The following is a 21,893-nucleotide window of genomic DNA, read 5'->3' on the forward strand; positions in this document are numbered from 1 at the left end:
CATGTTGGCTCCCCTCATCGATGACAAACAAAAAATCACGCTGATTGAAGATAGCGGTGTGCAGTTTCTCGATTTTGGCTTACGTCTGCCTGCCCTGCAGGCGCGCCGCCAGTTCGTTCGTCAAACCGCTAACGGTCCGCTGCTGCGACTGAACGTGGACGGTAACAGCGGCAAATTTTTGCTCTATCCCGAAGATGGCGGTGCAGCAGAGGTGGTACGTCCCGAGTCGGACATTGCACTGGCAGATTCGTTAACGCTGCTGGCGCATCAATGGCTGCCGCTGCCGGTGCTGCGCTGCACCAGCGGTCGCCGTTTTATTGGCGGCCCGGATAACTGGGCACGCCTGCACCTGGCACCGCTGGCACAGCCCGATGCCGCAGGTAACACCCATCGCATTACGCTGGCGTTTGACACCCGTATCGTGCCGGAACAGGACGGCGGCGAACAGCACGGTCTGAGCAAAGCCGATGCGCAAAACGGCGTGAGTTTCGCCCTTGCCTGGCACAACTATGAACTGGGTGAGTTTCTGGACCACACCTGGGTGGATGGCTGGCTGCGTGAAACCTTTACTCAGCAGGTCAACGCGCTGGAATCTCGCCGCGAGCAGGAGCTGAATCAGGCGCTGCGTGAGTTTGAGTATCAGGCACACTATCTCAACCTGCTGGAGCTGCTGGGTGAGCAGTTGGATCTGGCCGAGATCTACATTCAGGCCACCTCGCTGCAAACCCCGGCGGTGAATGTCGATATCATCCTCGACGTTGGCAACTCGCACACCTGCGGCATTCTGGTGGAAGACCACGCTGAAGAGAGCAACGGTCTGCGCCAGACTTACGAACTGCAACTGCGCGACCTTTCTGAGCCACATCAGGTCTACAACGAGCTGTTTGACAGCCGTCTCGAATTTGCGGAAACCCGCTTTGGTAAAGCAAACTTCTCGCTGGAAAGCGGCCGCGAAAACGCCTTTATGTGGCCATCGCTGACGCGCGTTGGCCGTGAAGCCAGCCGTCTTGCCCTGCTGCGCGCGGGCACAGAAGGCAGCACCGGTCTCTCCAGCCCGCGCCGTTATCTGTGGGATGAAGCACGTTATCAGCCAGGCTGGCGCTTTAACGCCCATGGCAGCAGTGATGAGCCACAGGCAACTGCGCTGCCTTTCACCCTGTTGCTGAATGACGAAGGCCAGCCGCTGCACGCGCTGGCGGAAGACGATCGCCTGCCGGTGTTCTCTGCCAGCTACAGCCGCAGTTCGCTGATGACCTTTATGCTGTGTGAGCTGCTGGCTCAGGCGATGATGCAGATGAACAGCGTGGCACAGCGTCAGCGCATGCCGCAGAGCCAGGCTCCGCGCCAGCTGCGTCATGTGATCCTCACGCTGCCTTCCGCGATGCCGAAACCGGAACGCGAGATTTTCCGTCGTCGCATGCAGGAAGCCATCGGGCTGGTGTGGAAAGCCGAAGGCTGGCATCCGGCTGAGGAAGATTTCAGCGTGCAGAGTCAGGCGAAAAGCCTGCGCCCGGTGCCGGATGTGCAGATGGAATGGGATGAAGCCACCTGCGGACAAATGGTGTGGCTGTTCAATGAAACCCAGGTGAACTTTGCCGGGCGTGCGGAAGATTTCTTCAGCAGCATGGCGCGTCCGGATCGTCCACGTGAAGTCGACGAAGTACCGGGCAAAAGCCTGCGCATCGCTTCTATCGATATTGGCGGCGGCACCACCGATCTGGCCATCACCCAATATCGTCTCGATGACGGCCAGGGTAATAACGTTAAAATCACCCCGCGCCTGCTGTTCCGTGAAGGCTTTAAAGTCGCAGGCGACGATATTCTCCTGGATGTGATTCAGCTTTGGATTCTGCCTGCACTGCAACAAAGTCTGCAGAAGGCTGGGCTGACGCTGGCCGAACCGCTGATGAACAAGCTGTTCGGTCACGACAGCCGCATGGATGGGCAAGCCACGCTGCGTCAGCAAGTCACCCTGCAGCTGTTCATCCCGCTGGCGCAGGCCGTGCTGGAACGCTACGAAAATTGGGATCCGCTCGACAGCCACAGCGAAATCAATGCGCTGTTCGGTGAGCTGGTGCCACAAAAACCGGCCAGCAGCGTGCTGGCGTTTGTTAACGGTGAGATTCAGCGCACGCTGGGCGGCGACAACCGCTTCGATCTGCTGGATGTGCCTTTGGTGGTCAGCATGGCGCAGCTGCACGGTGAGTTCCTGCAGCATCGTATGGCGATCATCCCGGCCCTGCGTGCCATGTGCGAAGTGGTGTCGCTGTATCAGTGCGATGTACTGCTGTTAACCGGCCGTCCTTCGCGCTTCCCGGGCATTCAGGCGCTGGTGCGTCATCTGCAACCTTTGCCGGGCAGCCGTATTCTGTCGCTGGAAGGCTATCACACCAGCGACTGGTATCCGTTCAACAAACAAGGCCGGATTGATAACCCGAAATCCACGGCTGCCGTGGGCGCGATGCTGTGCCTGCTGGCGCTCGATCTGCGTCTCAGCAGCTTCTGGTTCCGTGCGGGTGATTTCGAGCCTTATTCCACCATTCGCTATCTCGGCGTGCTGGATGAAACGGCCACGCTGAGCGATGACAACCTGTGTTACAGCGAGATCGACCTCGACAAAGGGGATTTCGCACTGGACCGTAAAAGCAGTTTCCGCATTCGCGGCAATGTCTGCCTCGGTTTCCGTCAGCTGGATAATGACCGCTGGCCAGCTTCACCGCTGTACAGTCTGAGCATCACCGATCCGAATCTGGCGCGTAAAGTCGCCGGCGAAAGCATCCTGCGTATCAAGCTGGCGGTACAGCCGGGGCCGGACAACTTTGGTCCGGAGCGCCTGGTGCTGAGCGATGCCCGCATGGATGACGGCACTCGCGTGCCGCTTGAACAACTGAGTCTGAAACTGAATACGCTGTCTGCGACCGGCAATGCCAACGCGCAGTATTGGATTGATAGTGGCTCCATCCGCAAGTTTTCACTTTAAAATCAATTAGATAACTCACAACACTGATTAATAAATAGACGACTTTTCATGACAAAACATGATGATCCACTACAAATAAATCAATAACTTACAGTATCATTTCGAACGCTAAAATCGTGAAATCCAGCTTTCGGGGCTGCTCAATGTGCCATAATGGAGGACGAAATGTCCTCCTTTTTTCTTGTCACGTCGAGGAAAGCAAACACGATGTTTACCCCGAACGAGTTTCAAAAAGCAGCGGGGATCTCTGATTACCTGCGCGACTTCTGGTTTGATTCTTTGCTGGAAAACCTCATTAATTTTGACATCATCACCCCGCTTCGGATTGCGCATTTCATCGCTCAGATCGGTTATGAGTCTGTTGGTTTCTCTCAGGTGGAAGAGTCCCTGAATTACTCTGAGGCTAGTCTTCTCTCAACCTTTCACGGTCGCATTACTCCTGAACAAGCAAGCGCATATGGCCGCACTGACGCCCATCCAGCGAATCAAAAAATGATAGGGAATATCGTTTATTCGAAAATGAACGGCAATGGCGATATCGATTCTGGTGACGGTTATAATTATCGTGGCCGTGGACTTATTCAAACCAGCGGGAAAGGAAACTATTCAGCCTTGCTGGATTACCTTTCTTTTGACGTTCTCTCTTTCCCTGACTTGCTGTGTCGTCATGATATGGCCACATGTTCTGCTGCTGCATATTGGGGCGCATATCGACTTAATTATTATGCTGATAAGGATGACGTGCAAAATATCACTCAAATCATTAATGGTGGTCAGAACGGGATTGAGGGACGTAAACAAAAACTCGCATTATCGAAATCTGTATTTTGCTAGATAATAAAAAGGCGCTCAATGAGCGCCTTTTTGTTATCGAATCCAGAACGAGAGATTCTTTTCGAATGTGACGTTCAGCTTTTTCGCTGCTCGTTCTAGTATCTCTATCTTCTCTTTTGTGATGCGAAGGTTCTTCTTCAAATATTTGATGCCTATATCAATCGCTAAGGCGGCTTGATCAGGAGAGAGGCGCATGAACCCTATCTCGCTCAAAATCTGCTTTGTGGCGCGCTCAGGGTCTTCCTTGAGCCTGTCCTCAAACTCCCCTCGCAGATTGAAAACATATTCATAATTGAAAATGAGATCGGTGTTCGACAGGATCAGACTCTTCGCCGCCCTCACCTCTTTGATTCTGAGGGGCGCACCGACTGAGTCGATAAGGGAAAGGATCGCTGTGGTCGCGTAGGCGAATTCTTGCGGGTTTGGTTCTTTTTTCATGATGGTCATCGTCTAACAATGGGAAAAGGAATAGCGGAGATAAAAAGCGCTCAGAGAGCGCTTGAGGTGTTAAGCAGTCAGGCGAGCTAAATCAGGTGTATGAGGTAGCGCATGACTCCAGCGTTTCGATTTTTTGTTTGAAGTCGGACACTGGCAGGTTGCCGCGATCGTGTTCGCTTTCATGATTTCAGACATTTTATTACCCAGGTAATCAGGATCGTGAGAGACCCGAGCGCGGAACTCAGAAGGAGTGCATCCGCAATAACGCCGGAAAAGTCGCGCCAGTGATTGTTGACTGGAGAAACCATTGTCATAACAAATATGAGTAATGCGTTTGTGAGTGTTCGCGAGGGCGGTCGCGACATTCAACACGCGGGACATACGGATATACTCTGAAAGCGTATAGCCTGTAATCTCACGGAATAAGCGTTGAAAATGCCAGTGGGTATAACCGCTTACGACTGTAACATCGGAGGCCTGAATTTCAGTTTTGATGTGGTCATTAATCCAATATGTCATTTCTATGACAGTTAATACACGGACGTTATAATTAAAATTGGCCATACGTTTAACCTCATTAATTCAGTGATTATCCCTGGAACATCCGGCAAAAATAGCAAACAGCCAGATCTGAAAGTGATTTGAATATACGAAAGATCAAAAATCGCATTGCTTGTGATTTTGCAATTCTTTAGACGTGGTAAAACATATTCTTAACAAACTCAATCACTTAAGGAATTCGCTCATTATGATTAGACTATTTGGCTTATTAATTTCAATTGCTGGCGCGGTACTTCTTGCTGAACATTTTTTGATGGCGAGCGAATCTTTCGCTCCTGATGTAAATATCAGCACGATTCACGAAGATATTAATAACCTGATAACAGTCATTACTGAATGTTTCGTTATTACGTTCGGATTAATCCTATACGCTGGCAATATCAAAGAAAAGAAAGTCGTCGAATCTGTCCTTAAACGATCACATTTGATGACCGAACTTATTGTGTCTGATTTGGTGCGAGAGACATCCTCCGGTTCATTTGAACTGGATGAGTCGTCCGTCGAAGAACTGGCAATGTCCTATCAGACAGAATGTCCACACAGAAGCGTGAATGACATCATCTTGCTTAAAGCATTAGAGATAGCAGCGATCACCGAACTCTTACCTACGGAGGTGCGCGAGTATTTTGAGCCACTACTAAAGGAAAAACTGAGACAGTTTGATGAAACAAACACAGAAAACTGACATCACCTCGACGCAACATGAATACATAGGTGATGATTTCGCTCAGATTGTGTATTCCTCTGATTTTCAGTAAGTAATAATCTGAATTCGCAAAGACTGAACGCAAAGCGTTAAGATATTGCGTTGACGTCTGCGGATGATCCTTATCAATTTTCTTTTGCTGTGTGACTTTCGCCGGGGTGACTCCCGGCTTTTTTTTCGTCTCGCGTTCACGAACAACCTTCATCGATATGAACTCAACATCTAAGAACAGATCGTGATGAATGTTTGTAGCTGATACTTCGACAGGCTCAATGGTGAGTGTCGAAACCGACATCGGTTCGGATTCCGTTTCTGTCCATTCAGCAAACCAGCGATCGAACTTTACTTCATTCTCAGTGAGTTTTTGACTGCCTGGTTTGTGACGCGAAAGGGTGATGACGCCATAACCCTGAATCGACAATACCACCTCCACGACTGAACCGCGCTGGATGGATCGAATGCGCGTGTTCGTCATGATGATTTCGGATTGGTTATCCTCAAGCAGGGAAAAGAACTCTGATTTGTTCATGATCGGCCTTGTAAACATTTTTGTTGCATTAAGGCCATACTAGTTGGAGGGGCTTTCGTTGTAAACATTTTTGTTTACAAGGTGATTGAGAGGAAGGGTTAGAAAGAGGACGGTTTAAGCTCAGATTGATACGCATCAAAGAAAATGTTCGTGAATAATGCCTTCTCTGTCCAGCTCGACAGTACAACCTCATTAAATCAAGAGTTACTTCTATCACCGTTTTGGACTCTTCCGGCTTAGGGATCATCCTCCAAGCCGGTTTTTTTTAGCCCATAAAACAGTAATCTATCAGCAAGACGACCCATCCTGTCCAGATCCAATGTCCACAGACTGCCAGACGATCGAACCAGCAATTGAAGCGGTTGAGGTTGTACCAGGCGAGCCACAAAGGCAAAAAATATAAAACGATGGTGATTATTATGATGTTGCTGGTGCTCATGATTTAAGCTTCCCTTAAGCTTTAACTCTATCCAATCAAAAAACGTTCACTGTAATCAGGGCGAGCCTTGCTTATCAGGATCACCGAATCATCATTGATGCCCTCACAGGATTTATAGATGAATTCGCTCCATTCGATCTGAAAATCAATCCAGTTCGGGATCTCTTCAATAGAGGATTCGCCCTCAGTATCTTTCAAGCTGAAAACTGAGACATCAGATTGTGTGAAAGAGGTCAGTAAACGACCTTCCCAGAAATGCGCGCCGCATAATGTCATCGGGCCTGGTGTGATGGCGATATTGAATGAATCAAGGAAATGCTCAAAGAAACGGGTGGCAAGGAAATGAAAGGCGTCACGATGTCCCGGCACAAGAGAACTCCAGACAAGGCATTGCGTGATTTTTTTTGACAGGGAGGAAATGCGTTTAAGCATAAACTCTTTGGTAGGATCCAAATCAAAGAGCTTAATATAAAACAACGTCTTTGGTCTGGGTTCATCTGAAATGATTCTGTACTCATTACAGTGAATGGCTTTGAAGAGCCTGAACGGCTTTGGGATGAAGAACCCAGGAATGGAACACGCCTCACCCGCATAGGTCATGAAGGTATGAGTCGTGTCCCGATTCTGATCGTCCTCGTTTAATAGTACGGTGATCTGTGAGCTATGCATGTGAATGATCCTCTTTTTTGTAGGTTCTTTCACAGCATTTTAAGAATGATGGAATTGATTAACTCTCATTCTATGCGAATTAATCAGCTTGTCTCTTCAGGCTGAAGATCATGATAGGAGGTATCGCCCTTATTTATCATTTCGTCATCTAAGGAGGTGTTAATTTTAGAGCATAAATCATTTAATTTATCTCTTCCGGCACCATTCGGATCATCAAAAATGTCTTTTATCATCAAAAGCATTTCTTTTATCGATTCGGTATGAAGTGCTGTTATGCATCCATAGTCGAGCGCTAGATAAGATTCAAGAACTGAACCATCAGAAAATTGAATTGGTTGGGGAACTTCAGTACAGCTTTGAGGAAATTCTTTAACAATGTCCTGAGCAATGACACCCGCCGAGTCGTGACCATTTTTATCATAAGTCATCCCCCTCATTCCGACGGTTTTCTCTAAACTATTCTCTATGAATTTCTTATTAAACTTTAATCTTGAATCTGACGTTTGATTAAATGATGCCGCATAACAACCTTGCGCTCCTCCGCGAACCTGAAACGTCGTTGTTCCGTTCATTATTGTTCGCCAGCTATGATATTCTCCTGCAACCAAATAATAACCTAAGTAACAGTTATAATTTGTATCAGCTGCGGTCATTATCAAAGCATTATTGCTGACATTTCCTGTTGATTCAGTGGCAAGATTACTGGAAATAATAACATCTGCGCTGTTTATTCTTCCAGCAATATCGATTCCGACATTATAAAGGTGCATTCTTCCTACACCCGCACTATCCTGAAAGCGAACGGAGCCATCATCGAGAGCACGAATCACCGCCCCACCGCGACTGTAAAGCCCTAGTTCACCTGATTCGGCAATGATATCTGTTCCAACACCCCCAGAACCAGACGCTCCAGAGTTTATAGCTAAAACATTCGTATTCGTTCCATCGGATGATTCAATGATCGATGAACGTGCGGTGGTGGTTCCAAATGTTGTTCTTGCTCGAAATGTGGAGGTTGTTTCTATCGCACCCGCAACATCATATTCGCTAGTGACTGAACCTCCATATACAACAGCGCCAGAACCAGGCTCATCTTCATCAGCATTGATGACATTAAAAACAGTACTTGCCGATTCAAACACCCCACTCACACGAATCAGCCAAATGCCCTTAACAGAATTCGGACGAACCTCAGTCGTTGAGGTATTACCATATGCTGAATTAGAATTTGACGCGTCAAACCTCATGGTTCCGTATGACCGAACTGAAGCATGAGTAGTCAGATCTGCTGGAGTTCTATAGTTGGAGGTGTCACCTTCAGCTCCTACACAGAATCCCGTATAACCTGCAATAATATTAGCTGCACCCTCAGCATGAAGCTGAAATGAACCAGTAATATTCGGTGCGGCTGAAGGTCGAATTGTTCCTACTCCACCCCCTTCGCTACCACCGTCCCCCCTTAAGAACAATCCCTCAATAGCATTCAAAGTTGAATCAGTGGGATGTACAAAGAGACCATTCAAATCAGGCATTCGAAATGTTGTTGATCCGTCCCCTGTGCTATATGACCCGCGAGAAGTCCGCGTTCCTTGCCAGGTGTCATCATCAATACTTTGGAATATGTCAGAAGAAATCGCTTCCCATAAGTCAGGATAATCAGCGCGATTAAGAAGTTGCCCATCTGCGGCCAAATGTGCTGCGGGTAAAGCCGCGCGCGTTCCGACAAACCATTCTACAGCACCGACAAAATTGTTCATCACCCCGTTAAGGGTTGAACCATCGCTTGAACCACCAGCAACAGCCGCGCGTAATTGACGTAAAGTGACTAATTCATTATCTGCTGAGGCATCTCGACCGACACCTAATGCACCCTCAAAGGTCACATCATTACCGTTTACGGTATCGATGTTTAATCCTTCACTTGTGATTAATGTTCCTGCTAAATTCGGTAAAACCCAGGATGTCGTAACATCCTCTGAACCGCTTGAATCCACAAGAACGATTTCACCTCCTGCTGTTAAGCCGTCATTAAAGGTGGAATGCAAACTGATTGCTGAGATATCAGTTTGATTGACCTGATACGTTGAGGTTAAATCTCCACCTTGAGCAACATCACCTGTTGATCCTAATTCACTATCAGAATAGATAGAATTGAAAGATTGTGGTTCTGTTGCGTTCTCACCTGCTATTAACGAGCCTTTAAAATAAACATCATTTGTATCTGAATCTACATGATCAATCGTAGCCGCGAGAGCATTATTATTCTCAAGATCGGCGGCGGCTGCTTCCGCACGGTCAGCGCTATCGCTCGCATCAGACGCGCTTTGTGCGGCATTGGTCATCGCATCCTGTATCCCTTCAGCTGAATTCGATGCATTTGTTTCGCTGGTTGCTGCTGCTGCTGCGCTATCACTCGCATCTGACGCGCTTTGCGCTGCTTCATCTGCTGAACGGCTGGCATTACTTTCAGAGGTTGCAGCATTGTTTTCAGAGGTTAAAGCATTCGCTTCGCTTGTCGCGGCATTGGTTTCGCTTGTACTGGCGGCTGAGGCAGAATCGGCTGCATTACTTTCTGATGTTGCGGCGGCGCTTGCAGAATCTGACGCCGCTGAAGCGCTTGCGGCTGCCTGAGCGACAGCATCGCCGATAGAGTCCGCTGAGGCTTGCGCATCGGTTGCGCTTTGATCGGCGGCGGTTGCGCTATTCGATGCATTCTGTTCGCTTGTCGCGGCATTACTGGCGCTTGTTGCTGCGTTGGTTTCAGATGTGCTTGCCGCTGTTGCTGCATCGCTGGCGGTTGTCGCATCTGAATTCACCTGATCAGCAATCGCATTGATCGTATCGAGATTGGTGAGGTCAATCCCCTTTGATGCCTCTAACCAGCTAACACCTGAATACTGAGTTCCATCAGGTAAGGTAACGGTAATGTCATCATCAACACTGAATACTTGCTGCCAGTTATCCTTATCAAGATTCAATCCGCGTATGGCGCGTGTCGTCTGATAAACGAGATCCATCGGGATTGAAACCATTTGGTTTTGTGGCACTGAATTGAACGAAACACTTGCTGTTGTCGGGCCATCGAAATCATCAGCAAACGTTAAAGCGGTATCGCTTGTAATCGTCAATATAGGATAGGTGTAAAGGGTTCCTCCAATCGTAAACAAGATATAATCGCCAACGCTCAGTTCGGATGTGAACGCGGTATCCATACCGACGACATCACTCGAACCATTCTCAACAGAAATAGTTCCTGAAGCCATAATAAGCCCTAGATTAATTAAGATTGGATTTAAATGTGAACGCCTCTGAGTTCATTTAAATTTTCTTTAAAGCTCTCGTTATCTCCGTCAGCCAGATAACCCAACGCCGCAATTAAAGACTTTGTTTTTTCTTTTTCAGCCTTCAGTTCATCTGAAATTGATGATATTGAGGAATTTAAATCTTTTACCTGAGTTCTTAACTCTTGAACGCAAACAACAACATCAGCAAGAATCGCCCGATCTCTGACATTCAGGACAGTAAACTTATTCCCTTCGCTGTCGATATTCTCGCCGTTTAAGTGAGTATAAAGTTCATCTATCTCCTGAACTTGTTGCGCAATACATCCCCGCTCTTTTATTCCTGACCGGATCCATTCAAATTCGATGACCTCTATCTGATCAATTCTTTCTCCAGCGCCAGGTGTCGTCGGCTGGATGTTCGTTTTCATCCTTCGGTCAGAACCTCCGGCTGTTAATTGACCTAAAGGTGAAGATGTTGTTTCGTCTTGATTAAATGACCAACTCCAGTCTGTACCATATCCATTTAAGTTAAATATCCCTCTTGCCATCACTCCGACTTCTTCCTGATGATACATCCCAAAAAAGCCACCTCTAGTATCACCTCGTGCTCCTCTTCCTATCAATAAAGCTTTGACTGCTGGGGTGTTAAGATAATTTCCATTTGTCGGAGAGCTGGGAGCGGTTGTCGCAGTAACTACTTCCCCATTGACCGCTTGAATAGGACCTGTTAAAGCGTCAATTTGTCCTGGTGTGACAAAGTGACCTTCACCTGTCATGAAAAAGCTCTGAACGGCCTCTGAATCCTGAGAGACCTGGAAGACCAAACCGCCATCAGCTGAATTTCGGTAAGCATACATCTGACCAAAACTTTGAGTCGTCTCAGATCGGTAATGTCCACCCGTTCGATTATTATCCGACCCGGCACCACTTGCCTCGCGATAGACCATCCCTGTTTTATCAAACTGGATCTGATCTGTTGTGACGGTATCGCCTGAGGAATCGATGATTTCAATCATCGCTGAAGGAATAGTACCGACGGTTAATTGGGAACGTAATCGAGCAACAACATAATCTGATCCATCAACCTGATAAACTGATTGTAAATCTCCTCCGTTTACAACAACTCCTGAATCAGGAAGTGCATCGATTGCGTTGATAACATTGAAATTCGTATCTGATGAAACGAACGATCCGTTTACACGTATCAACCACATACCAGAAACAGAAGGCGGTCTAACTTCTGAAAGATTATCTTTATATATACTGCTCCCGCGACTGGCATTGAAATTCAGATCAAATAACCCGCTCGAAGACGGAGATGTTCCTGTCCCTGCGTATGTTGGAGCTGTAATCCCTGACCACATTAAAACGCCAGATCCTTGATTGCTTGATGTTGCACCACCACTTAAATTAGATCCTAGATTTCCCAGGGATCCTGAAATGTTAGGAATAGCACTCGTTCTAACCTCACCAGGCAACATGCCATCTTCATCACCTCGAAGGAAAATTCCTTGAGTTGACCCACTTTGACGACCATTAAGATCGGGTAATCTGAACGTTGTAGAGCCGTCGCCAGTAGAATAATAACCTCGATTACTTGCTGATGATTGCCATGTTATTTCATCTATACTGGCATATAATCCAGCTTCAACCGCTGCCCAAAGGTCAGGGTAATCTGTTCGAGTTAATTCCTGTCCATCAGCCGGGAGATGGCCAGCTCGATCAACTCCTCGCGCGCCATTCACCCAAACAACCCCTCCAATAAGATTATTCATAACCCCGTTTAAAGTCGCACCATTATCGCCTCCCACACCAGCTAAAGCTGTATTGAGTTGCCGTAATGTCACTAACTCTGTATCGCGAGAGGCATCAACTGTGACCCCGACGGAACCTTTAAAATTAACAACGGTATCGCTTGCTGAACTCATTCCAGCGGCATCGAGGTTAAGTAATTGCCCTTCAGTATTAGGCATCGACCATGATTTCGTTGACGTTTCGTCTCCGGTTGAATCCGTCAGCACAATATCGACTGTCGGATCATTGCCAACTGTCACATTCGTTTGAATGGTTGCGGACAAATATTCGTCATCACCAACGATGATCGATGTTTTTATTACTCCGCCATTAACAACATCGCCCGTCACAGGTTCATTCGCCAGGACAAAAGCGGCATTCATTTCTGATGGATCCGTTGAGGTATATCCTGAAATCAAAGAACCTTTAAAATAAACGTCATTAGTATCCGTATCGATATGATCAATGGTTGCGGCTAACGCATTGTTATTTTCCAGATCTGCCGCTGCGGCTTCAGCCCGATCGGCGCTATCACTCGCATCTGATGCACTTTGTGCCGCACTGCTGACAGCGGCACTCAAACCAATGGCTGAATTCGATGCGTTGGTTTCGCTTGTCGCTGCTGAGGTTGCACTGTCTGCGGCATCTGATGCACTTTGTGCCGATGCGTCAGCCGAATCGCTGGCATTGGATTCTGAACTTGCGGCGTTACTTTCGCTTGTCGATGCGTTCTGTTCGCTAGTTGCCGCATTTTGTTCGCTTGTACTGGCTGCGGAAGCGGAATTAGCGGCATTATTTTCTGATGTTGCGGCTGCACTTGCTGAATCCGATGCGGCTGAAGCGCTTTCAGCCGCTTGCGTAACAGAATCACCTATTGAATCAAGGCTGGTTTGGGCATCAGTTGCACTTTGTGCCGCATTGGTTTCGCTTGTTGCGGCGTTTTGTTCACTTGTTGCGGCGTTAGATTCACTGGTCGCGGCGGCACTTGCGCTGTTGGCTGCGTTCGTTTCGCTGGTGGAAGCCGCATCGGCGTTAGCCTGAATTTGTGAGGCAATCGCGGTGACTTGATCCAGGTCAGTGAGATTGATTCCTTCTGCCACTTTCAACCAGCTGGGACCGGTAAAGGTCGTACCATCTGGATTTGTGATTGTGACATCATCATCAACAGTTAAAAGCTGATTCCAGTTATCCCGATCGGTTTGGTTTCCTCTTAGTGCTTGAGTGGTTTGATTCACCAGTGATGCAGGGATTGGAATCAACTGAGTGATTGGCACGACCTCATATGTGAGGCTGGATGTCGTTGTGCCATTGAATCCCATCGCAATTGTTAAGCTTGAATCACTGTCAACGGTGGCAACAGGATAGGTATATTGGACGCCGCCAATCGCAAAGGAAATATAATCACCCGCATTCACATCAGTTGTAAAAGTGGTGCCATCTCCAGTGATGGTGGTTGAGGCGTTAGTAACGGTAATCGTTCCCGATGGCATAAATAAACCCTCAGATTAGGAAGCGGATACACTAATCGAGTTGTAGTTTGTGGGGAGAGAAGAGACGTCAACAGCCATGACGTGTGAAAGGCTTGCATCATGCATCCAGCCCGTCGCCGGAGCTTCATCGAGAAATTCACCTCTTGGCACTAGCGAGATCATCACCTCGTTACTTGCTCCATCAAAGTGAAAGGATTCATATAACACGATACCAAAGGTGCCCAGACCCTGATAAATCCAGCCTCGCGGATTGGGCATCGATCCAGCGAGTGTTCCGGCACCCATCGTTCCGACGCTTGTCCAGTTTGAACCACCCGGATCGCTGGCATGATTCGGGAAACCCGGGTCGAGCCATTTGATATTCACGACCTTCATGAAATTCCATCCGGCATCAAAGATGATATTCCCTGAACCGTCGAAGGCCTGGATGCCATAATCTGATCGCTCAGGAGGAACCCATTGATCGAAAATGTAATATTGCATCGTGCCTATTGTGAGGTTGTACCATTTCAAAACGGTTCCTCGTTTTTGGGTAGCACCATTCGCCCCTGCAATGTGTTCCTGAATGCCTGGGATATAAGCAATGCGCGAACTCGATGTCATGGGTCGAAAGAAAACCAATGGCGCGTTCATCGCGCTGATATCCATATACGCGTGATTATAATATTGGCTGGTCGTATTAAAGTTTGCGTCTGAGAATTGACCGGATGACCGTAAAACAAAATTCACATCCGTTGTTGTCTGTATTGCCAGGTCATGTGAATTGATAACCTCTAATACAAAGTCAGTCATAAATCATGTGGCCCGTAATAAACACCCCAATACACCATTAACCCGCCTATCCATAATCCTGTTGCCAAATCGTCAGGGAATGAGGCGATGTTATTGTTGTACGAAAGCGTGATTGAACCCGAACCGATGGTGATGTTGGGGGTGAGATAAGCGAAGGTTTCCGTATTCGGCACCGTTATCCCGGCAATCGGGACAAAAAACGTAAAGGGTGTGCCACCTGAAAAGTCAGCTGCAAAGCTTACCGAATATGGAGCCTGAAACGTATATTGCGAAATCGGAATCTGAAACGAACCCTTAAGTCTGGAAAACATCACGCTCGTATCAAACTGAAGTCCGGCACTTGCGTTAAATCCCTGAAAACCAAAATCACTCATAGGCGTCCCACCTTAAAACGAACCACATTATTCGCATCCGTAAAAATAAGGTTGTTGTCATTCTTACTCAGCCGCCAGCCTCCGCCGTTTCCGTAAGAAGATGACTGAATAACGTCCTGAATTTTGGCGCTGGTAATGGTCGCATCTTCGATGAATGCGGAATTTATATAGGTTTGAGAATTCACAACAGAAAACGCCAGCTGATAGTTTGTGGGGTCTGAACCGTTATAGATACCGAACTGATCCGCACTGAACACGATGGTCGATTCATACCCGCCATTTGTTGCAGGAGCGATACCGACGGCCATCCCGCCTGAATAGAAGGTTCCACTACGTGTGACACCGACCTCAAGCGAGAATGTCGCGGTGGCCGTGCCGTCATCCGTGACGTTTGCCGTCAGCTTTTCATCAATCAGCGCGGCGGTATCATCGATTTCCGCATCTAGCCGCGTTTCCAGATCGGCTAAGGCCTGATTCTGGTCCGCGACCGTCGTACTGATAGTAAGAATTTCGGCGTGAACCTCTCCATATTGCTGATATTGACGCTCTACAGTGGCATTGTTCGCGAGCGCATTCTCAAGAATCGCGGCTGCATTATCGGCGATATTCTGATTAATCGCCTGGAATGCAGGTGACGCCTCAATCTCTTTACTGATGTCGCCGATAATGTCCGGGATATTCTCTGATGCCTCACCATGGATCCAGTCGGTATAACCTGACTCATTCCCGGTTTTGTCCACCAGCTGCGCGCGGAACCAGAATCCCTGACCCGAGACTAAACCCTGCATTACGTAAACATGACTGGGATAAGCGACATCGGCGAGCAAGGTCGCATCGGTTCCCTCAGCATTCGTCGCGGTCTGGATGGTCGTCTTGAGTGTATCCTCTGTGTTATCAGGAAAGCCCCAGGTTAACGTAATCCCCCAGACAACATCTGTTGATGCGTTAAAGCCAACAGGCAAGGGAGGATTACCCACCTTACCTGTTAAATCCACCAGATCCGAATTCGCCCATCCTGATGATATCTCAGCGGCGTTAATCGCTCTGACCCGCGCCTGATAGGTGCCTGTGTAGATTGCCGGAACCTCAAAGGAGATGGTCGAGGTGCGGGGAACATTGATCCAGTTCGAGGAATTGCGTCGCCACTGCGCTTCATAGGCCAATGCGTTATCCGTCGGATCCCACTGAACGCGCATTGTCTGGAGACTGATACCCTGATTCACCACCGAATATTCATCGATGACAATATTCGAAGGCGCGTTCTGTGTGCCAGCGGGTATTACGCTGACAGGTCGGGTATCGAGCTGCGCGCCATTATCGATCGCATCGTATTTCGAGGAATCGTAAGTGCTCCCGGTGATACTGAAATTCCCGTCATCATCCATACTGACCATCGAGACGCGATAGAGCTGGGCTAGCACCTCCGTTGATTCGACGATCCACACTGATTCTGTCTCTGGTGTTTCAGTATAGGCCACCGAGACCGTCACGATGTTTTCGGCGATCGACTCAATGGTTCTTGCCTCTGAAGTGCCTGAGGGTAAGTTAAGCTGTAGTCGGTCTCCCTCATTTGCATCCGGCGTTCTGTCGAGCGTAATAATCCGACCATCAACCGATCGAATGCGTCCACCTGCTACCCGACCCGATAAATACTCATCGGCCACAGCAATAATATAACCGGGTAACGGAATATCCCCGTCGAGACCGACCTGAAACGTGATCACCCTGTCCTGAATGTTGGTTAAAATCCCCCAGCGCCCTCGCCTGTCTGCCTCGCTCTGTCGAGTACAGGCAATGGCTGTGAGTTCCAGCTGGTTAAACGTCTTATATCGTGTGACTAAGTCAGGTTCAAAGACAGGCTGAACGGCGTTGGCATACCCATTCGCCGGATCGGAATATGAAACGAGGGCTGAGGTATAACGGGTTTTGGTGTTTGAACTGGAATAAGCGAACTGACCGTCAATGACATTGGCGTTTGTGTAGTTGTAATCGACATCGCGCGGCATATCAGCCAGCGCGACAATCTGATCACCGGCCCAATACGTCATCCCTCTGAAAATGGCTGCAAAGTCCCGAAACACGGTATAAGCATCAGATCGGTTCTGAACATACACATCACATTTAAAGCGCGGTTCCGTTCCACTGCCTCCTAACCCGTCCGGCACCAGTTCATCACAATATTGCGCGACGGTGTAAAGCGTCCACTTATCGATGTTGTCTGAGGTCAGTCGGTCTCCCAGGCCAAACCTGTCTGTGACCACCAAATCATAAAACACCCAGGCCGGATTATCTGTCCAGGCGAGTTTAAAGGTGCCGTCCCATGTTCCGGTATAGGTTCGCGTGTCAGGATCGTAGTTATCCGGCACACGAATAATTCGACCCTTCGGTTCACAGGTGATTTGTGGCACGTTGCCTGAGAACTGACTGGAGTCGAACTCCATATAAAGTAAAGCGGTTAAGGGATAACGCAGTTTCGCGTCAATGACCTCTGTATAACTCTCAAGGGTCATCGTATCGCCAATGAGCGCCGAGTTCTGAACCGCTGTAGTGCGATTTAAACGCACTGTCCATGTTGAACCGCCCTGAGGCAAATCCACGCGATGTGAACGCTCATAACCTGTGGTCGTTTTACCTGTCACAGCGGTATCAATGACGGTGTTGAACGTGCCTCCATCGGTTGAAACCTGAATGTTATAGGCTATCGAGTAACCGTTTAAGTCACCGTTGCTGTCCTGAGAGAATAACGATGGCCATTGAATACGAAGCCGGATTGCGGAAAGGGTGGTATCGGTGAAAGTCCGAGTGAACCCCGTGGTTTCAGTAATCGTGGTTCCGACGGCAATTTCATTTTCGGTTCCTGGCAAACCCTGGATATAAGTCTGATCCTGTGTGCCTGCCCGAAATTCCCATGAGACACCGCTGAAATTACTCGACCCATCCGCATTCAGTAACGGTGTTCCGTCGAGATAAATATTCTGTCCTGTCAATTCTCCCGCAAACTCACCCTCACCGAGCGCAATCAGTATCTTTTCTTTCGCGACCGACTGGAGATCATCGGGTTGTTCAACAGGTGTTCTGGATGATGTGGAACCGCCCTTCCTGCCTGAAATCTTTTTGTTTGCCATATCGCGCCTATAAAAAAAGGCCGCTTGCGCGACCCGTCTTCACAACGTCGTTATTGCTGATCTTCGACATACATCCCGGCTGAGACGATCGCCCCGCCGATTCGCCTTTGTCCGTACAGTAACGGAACTGGATAACCCTGTGATGCGGTGTTCGTTGGTTGCCCGAATGCATAGGAAGGCTGGTTGTCTGAATCATCTTTGTAGGATAAACCCTGTGCCTGAGGCGAAAGCATTTGCACCACGCCACCGAGCGTGACCGCGACGCCTGCCTGAAAAGCAAAGTTACTTCCTGCAATCGCCGCACCCCATGGAGCAAAAATCGCGATCGCAATCAGGGCGACACCCACAATCGTTTGTAAGAGTCCGGCGCGCTTGCTGCCCATAATCACCGGAACGATGCGGATCACCTCACCCGATGCGGGTTTTTTCAGATCGTCAAAGCCAATATTGGTTTTGCCTGTAAACACAGAGAATGTCAGTCCGCGCTTTCGGCTCGATATCATGTATTTCTCAAACCCTTTGAGTGTGGCGGCGAGCGCGTGAGCGGCTTCCTGGGTTTTGCGAATCGACCTGTAATGCACTTTACCGAATGTTTTTCCCAGCACGCCTCCGAGTTCAATGCGCGTCATCACTTCGTTCATAGATGATCCTTATTGCTGGTCTTCGATATAGATTCCGGCGCTGATGACCGCGCCACCGATTCGACGCTGGCCATAGAGCAACGGCACCGGATAACCTTGTGCCGCCGTATTGACCGCCGGTCCAAAGGCATAGGAGGGGGCATTATCAGAATCGTCTTTGTGAGCCAGTCCTGGCGGCTGAGGTGATAACATCTGGATGACACCACCGATAAGCATCGCACCGCCGAATTTTGCGATACCTGCTCCGACCGCTGACGCCGTACCGCCTGTGAAGTAGCTGATAGCTACGCCAACGACCACCAGAACCGCACCGATAATCGTCTGAAAGAGTCCACTTCGTTTACTGCCGATATAAACAGGCATGATTTTGATCGTCTCGCCCGTCACCGGATAACTCAGCTCTTCGAATCCGATATTGGCTTTGCCACGAAAAACGCTATAGGTCAGCCCTCGCCGTTTGCTGGTAATCATGAAGGATTCAAACCCTTTCACCGTAGCGGCAAGCGATCGACACGCCTCCTGAGTGCGGGTAATCGAACGGTAATGAACTTTCCCAAAGGTGCGACCGAGAACGCCGCCGAGTTCAATGCGGGTCATGACTTCATTCATCGTTAATCCATTTGGAAAGAGAGATTTGAGTGATTTATTTTTAACAAAACGAATACATTTCATTAAAAATAAACCGCTCACTTTGATAAGCTTTGACAGAATAGAAGTTTATTATCCTCGCGCTTTTTAATGAGGATAACGAAGTGAAAAAATTAGTAATGCTTTTATTGTCGATGGTTGCTTTATCAGGATGTTCTATGCGCGTTGCCGATCTGACCGTCGCCAGTACCAAAAACATGAACCTGAATAGCAATGGATTTATTATTGGAAAGCGTGTGACAGGTATCGATCGTGTTCCTATCATTATTTTACCGATTGGCTATCCTAATGTTAAAGAAGCTACTGATAGAGCCATTGAAACAGATAAGTGTGCCGTGGGTCTGACTGATGTTGTTGTTGATGAAAACGGGTTTTATCTTCTTTTTGGATTCGACGGATTCAACGTGAAAGGTAATCTTATTATTGATAAGAACTTACCTGGCTGTGAAAACCGAATGCCTGAAACCGAACTTCTCGCAAGCAAATAACAAAACCCGCCGAAAGGCGGGTTTCTTATTTCAGAACGTCAATCTTTTAGAATGTCGCAGACATTCCCACATTCCACGCAATATCATTATATTCACTGTTACCGACAACCGTCGAAACACCTGCATAGGCATTCAGCACGTTATCAATCGGGATGTTTGCCCCGACAGCAACATTCATATAATTTTTATCACCCTCTGGAACGGTGGTGACAAACGAGGTCGGTGAGGTTTTCAGCCCTGAATTGATTCTGGAATTCTCATCACCCCACAAGTGATTGTAATCCACCTCTACCCACGGATTGACAGGTAAGTTTTTAGTGTCGATGCGCCATCCGAGCGTTCCGGTTTGGGTGTGATCTTCCTGAGCACCAAAGCGCATCGCGGTAGAATCATTCCCCTCTTCCTGATAACCGCCAACATGGACATAATCCCAGGCATAACCGACAACAGGAGAGGTTGAGAGGTAATCGGTGATCGGAATGTCCCAGCCTGTCTGAGCGCGAAGCCCGAACATCTTACCGTTCGTGCTGCCTTGCTCAGTACGGCGATCTGGCCCCAGATTCATTGAGCGGTTAATGCTGTCAAAGCTCAGGTCGGCAAAATGCAGATCGCCATTAATCCACCAGTGATCGAACAGCTTCAGCTGACTGAACAAACCGACCATGTTTCCGCGCAACTTGTAGTTAAAATCCCCCAGTGGTTTTTGACGGTCGTCACTGTGAGCATACATAACCCCAACTTGCCAGTTATCAAGCAGGTTATAACCAACACCTAACGAAAGATCGGTTGTGTTACCGTTTCCGTTACTCCCATCGTCATCTTTATAGTTGACGTGTGAGCCTGTATAGCCTGCATAGGTGGTGACATCGCCTTGCTGACCTGTTCCTGATTCACGCTGTTGCTGAAGGTTGCCATCAAGGGTGGTTTCCATTCCTCCCAAAAAAATTGATGGCCCCTGTGAAAGCGAACCGACCTGTTGAGGCGCTTTCATGACCGACACCAGGTAATCACTCAGGATTTTTTCCAGCGCTGGGTTTGGGTGGAAATCATCAGAGAAGAGATCGGTCTGGTCTTTGCTGAACGTATCCTGATCGGAGGTACACGTATTCGCCGCGACGCCAAATCCGCAAGCTTGCCCGATGGTATTCGTAAAACCAAATTTTTTCGGGTCATTGATAATCTCGTTAAAGAGTCCGGCAAAGTCAGGACGAACAATGTTTCCTTTGAGTTGGTCTAATCCGGCTTCTTCCTGCTGGTTATACGCTGCGGTTAAAGCTGAAACCGAACCGCTGACCTCGTCATAAGCTTGTAATAACCCTTGATAGATTTGAGCGGTTTGATCTGCATCGCCTCCCCCTAATAACTGTGCTGCACTTTGCAATGAAGCCTGAAGGGCTTTCTCGCGTGTTGCTTTATCAGGGGTTTCTTGTGTATTGGCAAACTTGATCGCCTGCTCTGCTGCGGCTGCGATCTGGTCTTGAGTCAATCCAGCTTGACCTCCGAAAGCCCCGATTGCTGTTTGTAACATGAACGGCGTATTTCCGAGGTTCGGAATGTTCGGCACGATGACCGTTCCCGCACCTGCGTTCAGGAGCTGCTTGACCTGATTCACCGACAGATTTGCACTTTTCGCCACTGTTTGAATTGCTGTTGAAGGCGTTAAGGCGGCTGTCGCGATATCGTTCGCCCCGATCCAATGGATATAGAGACCGTGAGGATCCGCTTTACCGCCGTTCGCCTGAAGATAATTGTTGATCTGCGTTTGCGTATCAAATCCTTCTGGAGCGGGAGGCGATGAAATCGAGTCCAGTGAACCATCACTGACCGCGCCACCCTCAGCGAAATTTGAACCTCCCTGGCTTGACGGTGTCAGATTTAAGCCAAAGTGCTGAGCGAAAAGTTCGTCATACATCGGATGTTGAGCGCCATCGAAGATGAAACGTCCTACATTGCCTCCGTCACTCAAGCTGTCGCCAAACGCTGTGACGGAATCAAAGTTTTGCGCGAGCGCGTGTGAACTGAAAGACACTGATACAATCAGGCTTAACAAAGAAAGCGTTGAAACCTTGCTCATTCATATCTCCACAAATATTAATTAACC

General features: G+C 48.3%; 16 protein-coding genes. 4 read left to right on the forward strand and 12 right to left on the reverse strand.

What is annotated here, in order from left to right; all coding sequences use genetic code 11:
• Position 1: 1 nt before the first annotated feature.
• Positions 2-2,980, forward strand: coding sequence for a virulence factor SrfB (locus F3J37_RS00970; RefSeq protein ID WP_166931324.1), 2,979 nt, complete (start codon positions 2-4; stop codon positions 2,978-2,980).
• A gap of 207 nt (positions 2,981-3,187) precedes the next feature.
• Positions 3,188-3,814, forward strand: coding sequence for a glycoside hydrolase family 19 protein (locus F3J37_RS00975; protein WP_166931327.1), 627 nt, complete (start codon positions 3,188-3,190; stop codon positions 3,812-3,814).
• Between the two features lie 33 nt (positions 3,815-3,847).
• Here F3J37_RS00975 and F3J37_RS00980 read toward each other — a convergent pair whose 3' ends face one another.
• Together F3J37_RS00980 and F3J37_RS00985 are read right to left on the reverse strand one after the other, a co-directional pair.
• Positions 3,848-4,252 (reverse strand): hypothetical protein, encoded by a 405-nt coding sequence (locus F3J37_RS00980; RefSeq protein WP_166718910.1) that lies wholly within the window; start codon positions 4,250-4,252, stop codon positions 3,848-3,850.
• 69 nt (positions 4,253-4,321) lie between these two features.
• Positions 4,322-4,816 carry a helix-turn-helix domain-containing protein gene (locus tag F3J37_RS00985; protein WP_166718909.1) on the reverse strand — a complete coding sequence of 165 codons (495 nt, stop codon included), beginning with the start codon at positions 4,814-4,816 and terminating at the stop codon, positions 4,322-4,324.
• 184 nt (positions 4,817-5,000) lie between these two features.
• Between F3J37_RS00985 and F3J37_RS00990 the strand changes: the two genes are divergently transcribed.
• Positions 5,001-5,498: a hypothetical protein gene (locus tag F3J37_RS00990; protein WP_166718908.1), complete on the forward strand. Its 498-nt coding sequence runs from the start codon at positions 5,001-5,003 to the stop codon at positions 5,496-5,498.
• On the opposite strand, the gene F3J37_RS00995 is transcribed toward F3J37_RS00990, so the two are convergent.
• The 9 genes from F3J37_RS00995 to F3J37_RS01035 form a co-directional block, all read right to left on the reverse strand.
• Positions 5,419-6,048: a hypothetical protein gene (locus tag F3J37_RS00995; RefSeq protein ID WP_166718907.1), complete on the reverse strand. Its 630-nt coding sequence runs from the start codon at positions 6,046-6,048 to the stop codon at positions 5,419-5,421. The two genes, F3J37_RS00990 and F3J37_RS00995, sit on opposite strands and share 80 nt — an antisense overlap.
• A 466-nt stretch (positions 6,049-6,514) precedes the next feature.
• A complete protein-coding gene (locus F3J37_RS01000) occupies positions 6,515-7,156 on the reverse strand; it encodes a hypothetical protein (protein ID WP_166718906.1) in 642 nt (213 codons plus the stop codon).
• An 83-nt stretch (positions 7,157-7,239) separates the two neighbouring features.
• Positions 7,240-10,419, reverse strand: coding sequence for a tail fiber domain-containing protein (locus F3J37_RS01005; protein ID WP_166718905.1), 3,180 nt, complete (start codon positions 10,417-10,419; stop codon positions 7,240-7,242).
• A 29-nt stretch (positions 10,420-10,448) separates the two neighbouring features.
• Positions 10,449-13,724: a tail fiber domain-containing protein gene (locus tag F3J37_RS01010; protein WP_166718904.1), complete on the reverse strand. Its 3,276-nt coding sequence runs from the start codon at positions 13,722-13,724 to the stop codon at positions 10,449-10,451.
• A gap of 15 nt (positions 13,725-13,739) precedes the next feature.
• A complete protein-coding gene (locus F3J37_RS01015) occupies positions 13,740-14,516 on the reverse strand; it encodes a hypothetical protein (protein ID WP_166718903.1) in 777 nt (258 codons plus the stop codon).
• Positions 14,513-14,890: a hypothetical protein gene (locus tag F3J37_RS01020; RefSeq protein WP_166718902.1), complete on the reverse strand. Its 378-nt coding sequence runs from the start codon at positions 14,888-14,890 to the stop codon at positions 14,513-14,515. The genes F3J37_RS01015 and F3J37_RS01020 overlap by 4 nt, the downstream gene beginning before the upstream one ends.
• Positions 14,887-18,015 (reverse strand): TipJ family phage tail tip protein, encoded by a 3,129-nt coding sequence (locus tag F3J37_RS01025; RefSeq protein ID WP_166718901.1) that lies wholly within the window; start codon positions 18,013-18,015, stop codon positions 14,887-14,889. Before F3J37_RS01025 ends, F3J37_RS01020 begins: the two co-directional genes overlap by 4 nt.
• Positions 18,016-18,065: 50 nt before the next feature.
• Positions 18,066-18,656: a tail assembly protein gene (locus F3J37_RS01030; protein ID WP_166718900.1), complete on the reverse strand. Its 591-nt coding sequence runs from the start codon at positions 18,654-18,656 to the stop codon at positions 18,066-18,068.
• A gap of 9 nt (positions 18,657-18,665) precedes the next feature.
• Positions 18,666-19,265 (reverse strand): tail assembly protein, encoded by a 600-nt coding sequence (locus F3J37_RS01035; RefSeq protein ID WP_166719122.1) that lies wholly within the window; start codon positions 19,263-19,265, stop codon positions 18,666-18,668.
• 143 nt (positions 19,266-19,408) lie between these two features.
• On the opposite strand from F3J37_RS01035, the gene F3J37_RS01040 reads away from it, so the two are divergent.
• Positions 19,409-19,792 carry a hypothetical protein gene (locus F3J37_RS01040; RefSeq protein WP_166718899.1) on the forward strand — a complete coding sequence of 128 codons (384 nt, stop codon included), beginning with the start codon at positions 19,409-19,411 and terminating at the stop codon, positions 19,790-19,792.
• A gap of 46 nt (positions 19,793-19,838) precedes the next feature.
• Here the strand turns inward: F3J37_RS01040 and F3J37_RS01045 are convergent, their stop codons facing one another.
• Positions 19,839-21,866 carry an autotransporter outer membrane beta-barrel domain-containing protein gene (locus tag F3J37_RS01045; RefSeq protein WP_166718898.1) on the reverse strand — a complete coding sequence of 676 codons (2,028 nt, stop codon included), beginning with the start codon at positions 21,864-21,866 and terminating at the stop codon, positions 19,839-19,841.
• Positions 21,867-21,893 lie beyond the last annotated feature (27 nt).

Origin of the sequence: Candidatus Pantoea communis, from assembly GCF_011752685.1 — a bacterium.
Taxonomy (GTDB): domain Bacteria; phylum Pseudomonadota; class Gammaproteobacteria; order Enterobacterales; family Enterobacteriaceae; genus Pantoea; species Pantoea communis.

Excerpts from the sequence above, each read along its gene's own strand:
- F3J37_RS00970 (WP_166931324.1), top strand. The coding sequence starts at position 2 with ATGTTGGCTCCCCTCATCGATGACAAACAAAAAATCACGCTGATTGAA.
- F3J37_RS00975 (WP_166931327.1), top strand. The coding sequence starts at position 3,188 with ATGTTTACCCCGAACGAGTTTCAAAAAGCAGCGGGGATCTCTGATTAC.
- F3J37_RS00980 (WP_166718910.1), bottom strand. The coding sequence starts at position 4,252 with ATGAAAAAAGAACCAAACCCGCAAGAATTCGCCTACGCGACCACAGCG.
- F3J37_RS00985 (WP_166718909.1), bottom strand. The coding sequence starts at position 4,816 with ATGGCCAATTTTAATTATAACGTCCGTGTATTAACTGTCATAGAAATG.
- F3J37_RS00990 (WP_166718908.1), top strand. The coding sequence starts at position 5,001 with ATGATTAGACTATTTGGCTTATTAATTTCAATTGCTGGCGCGGTACTT.
- F3J37_RS00995 (WP_166718907.1), bottom strand. The coding sequence starts at position 6,048 with ATGAACAAATCAGAGTTCTTTTCCCTGCTTGAGGATAACCAATCCGAA.
- F3J37_RS01000 (WP_166718906.1), bottom strand. The coding sequence starts at position 7,156 with ATGCATAGCTCACAGATCACCGTACTATTAAACGAGGACGATCAGAAT.
- F3J37_RS01005 (WP_166718905.1), bottom strand. The coding sequence starts at position 10,419 with ATGGCTTCAGGAACTATTTCTGTTGAGAATGGTTCGAGTGATGTCGTC.
- F3J37_RS01010 (WP_166718904.1), bottom strand. The coding sequence starts at position 13,724 with ATGCCATCGGGAACGATTACCGTTACTAACGCCTCAACCACCATCACT.
- F3J37_RS01015 (WP_166718903.1), bottom strand. The coding sequence starts at position 14,516 with ATGACTGACTTTGTATTAGAGGTTATCAATTCACATGACCTGGCAATA.
- F3J37_RS01020 (WP_166718902.1), bottom strand. The coding sequence starts at position 14,890 with ATGAGTGATTTTGGTTTTCAGGGATTTAACGCAAGTGCCGGACTTCAG.
- F3J37_RS01025 (WP_166718901.1), bottom strand. The coding sequence starts at position 18,015 with ATGGCAAACAAAAAGATTTCAGGCAGGAAGGGCGGTTCCACATCATCC.
- F3J37_RS01030 (WP_166718900.1), bottom strand. The coding sequence starts at position 18,656 with ATGAACGAAGTGATGACGCGCATTGAACTCGGAGGCGTGCTGGGAAAA.
- F3J37_RS01035 (WP_166719122.1), bottom strand. The coding sequence starts at position 19,265 with ATGAATGAAGTCATGACCCGCATTGAACTCGGCGGCGTTCTCGGTCGC.
- F3J37_RS01045 (WP_166718898.1), bottom strand. The coding sequence starts at position 21,866 with ATGAGCAAGGTTTCAACGCTTTCTTTGTTAAGCCTGATTGTATCAGTG.